The organism is Albidovulum sp. (assembly GCF_049646345.1).
GTDB lineage: Bacteria > Pseudomonadota > Alphaproteobacteria > Rhodobacterales > Rhodobacteraceae > Albidovulum.
In genome coordinates, this window is the sequence record NZ_JBARVQ010000542.1 from 1 (window position 1) to 2,266 (window position 2,266).

Sequence of the window (2,266 nt, forward strand, 5' to 3'; positions counted from 1 at the left end):
TGTCATAGGCGGCCAGACGCCCCAGTTCCCAGGTCACCCGAACGTTTTCCGAAAAATACGCATCGGCCAGTGTCGCCGTGTAATCCTCGGCCTGCCCGTCCATCGCAAGCGAGGTGCGGATCATGTCCAGTTTGATTTCCGCCGCCATCCCGTCGAACAACCGGAAGACTGTGTCATAGGGCTCAAGCGCGCGGATCGGCACATCGGCCTGTTCCGCGCGGGCGATGATGCGCCCATCAAGGCCTTTCACCCCCTTCGCCATGTCAGCCATCGCGCAGGCCGGAATGCCCAGCATCATCGAAACATACCAGGGCTGCATCTTGGAGGCGAGGAAGGCGGGAATGCCCCGCGTGTTCATTGCGGCGGACAAGGCCTGCCATTCATCTTCCGACAACTGCTCGGGCAGAGTCGGGCCGGAGGTTAGGAACAGAAGGCTCGGGTCGCGCGACATTTCGGCCTTCAGCCGGGTTTCTTCATCCGGCCCCGCCTCCACCAGCAGTGTCGTTGCGCTGTCGATCGCAGGCGCCAGCCGCTCTAAAACCGCGTCGTGGCGGGGGTCATCCAGATGGTAGGTTCCGACGATGTGGATGACCTCGTCACCGCGATATGCCGTCCATGCGTTTCCATATGCAAAGGGCAGTTCGGCAATCGATGCATCCATCGCCGCGCGCTCTGCCTCTGGCAGGCTGTCCAGTATATTTGCGCCGGTGCATTTCGCGGTCGCAGTGGCAGCGGGGAAGGCCAGGAGGAGTGAGAAAAGGGCAATTCTGATCATGTGTTTCTTCGGGGTCTAATTGAAAACAAAGGTCGCGCCATCCTTGCATGCCCGGTGTGGCAAAGCCATGCCGACGGAACGGCATTTTTACGCAAGGCGGGAGTTGACTCGGGGCCTGGCCAGTCCTAACTAACCTCCGTTAGCACTCACCAAACCCGAGTGCTAATTCTGTTCAAACCTGGAACCCATAGGGAGAGTTACCAGATGGCATTCAAACCGCTTCATGACCGCGTGCTGGTCAAGCGCGTGGAGAGCGACGAAAAGACCAAGGGCGGTCTGATCATCCCCGACAGCGCGAAAGAAAAGCCGGCCGAGGGCGAAGTTGTGTCCGTTGGCGAAGGCGCGCGCAAGGATTCGGGCGAGCTGATCGCACCGTCGGTCAAAGCCGGCGACCGCATCCTTTTCGGCAAGTGGTCGGGCACGGAAGTGACCGTCGACGGTGCCGAAATGCTGATCATGAAAGAAAGCGACATTCTCGGCGTCATCGCCTGAGACCGTCCCTGACTTCGAAATTCATTCAGACAACCAGGAGCAAGCAAAATGGCTGCTAAGGACGTCAAGTTCAACACCGATGCCCGCGACCGCATGTTGCGCGGCGTCAATATCCTTGCCGATGCGGTGAAGGTGACCCTCGGCCCCAAGGGCCGCAATGTCGTGATCGACAAATCCTTCGGCGCGCCGCGCATCACCAAGGACGGCGTGACTGTCGCCAAGGAAATCGAGCTTTCCGACAAGTTCGAGAACATGGGCGCACAGATGGTGAAGGAAGTCGCTTCCCGCACCAATGACGAAGCCGGTGACGGCACCACCACCGCGACGGTTCTGGCCCAGGCCATCGTCCGCGAAGGCATGAAATCGGTTGCCGCCGGCATGAACCCGATGGACCTCAAGCGCGGCATCGACCTTGCAACCGCCAAGGTTGTTGAGGCGATCAAGGCAGCGGCCCGTCCGGTTTCGGACAGCGCTGAAGTCGCACAGGTCGGCACCATCTCGGCCAACGGCGAAGCCGAAATCGGCCGTCAGATCGCTGACGCGATGCAGAAGGTCGGCAACGAGGGTGTCATCACCGTCGAAGAAAACAAGGGTCTTGAGACCGAAACCGAAGTCGTCGAAGGCATGCAGTTCGACCGCGGTTACCTGTCGCCCTACTTCGTCACCAACCCCGACAAAATGATTGCAGATCTCGAAGACTGCATGATCCTGCTGCACGAAAAGAAACTTTCGTCGCTCCAGCCGATGGTTCCGCTGCTTGAGCAGGTGATCCAGTCGCAAAAGCCGCTGCTGATCATCGCGGAAGACGTCGAAGGCGAGGCTCTGGCCACGCTCGTCGTCAACAAGCTGCGCGGCGGCCTGAAGATCGCTGCCGTCAAGGCACCGGGTTTTGGCGATCGCCGCAAGGCCATGCTGCAGGACATCGCGATCCTGACCGGTGGTCAGGTCATCTCGGAAGACCTCGGCATGAAGCTTGAGAATGTCGGCATGGACATGCTC

3 protein-coding genes are annotated in these 2,266 nt (G+C 59.8%); 2 read left to right on the forward strand and 1 reads right to left on the reverse strand.

All coding sequences use genetic code 11. The annotated features are described in order from the left end of the window. Positions 1 to 775 (reverse strand): TraB/GumN family protein (locus tag WBB85_RS13950; protein ID WP_432639214.1); only part of this gene is annotated, 775 nt, incomplete at its 3' end. A 204-nt stretch (positions 776 to 979) separates the two neighbouring features. Here WBB85_RS13950 and WBB85_RS13955 point away from each other — a divergent pair. Next, the gene (locus tag WBB85_RS13955) at positions 980 to 1,267 is read left to right on the forward strand and encodes a co-chaperone GroES (RefSeq protein WP_432639215.1); all 288 of its coding nucleotides are present in this window, start codon (positions 980 to 982) and stop codon (positions 1,265 to 1,267) included. 48 nt (positions 1,268 to 1,315) lie between these two features. Beyond that, positions 1,316 to 2,266 (forward strand): chaperonin GroEL (gene groEL / locus WBB85_RS13960; RefSeq protein ID WP_432639216.1); only part of this gene is annotated, 951 nt, incomplete at its 3' end.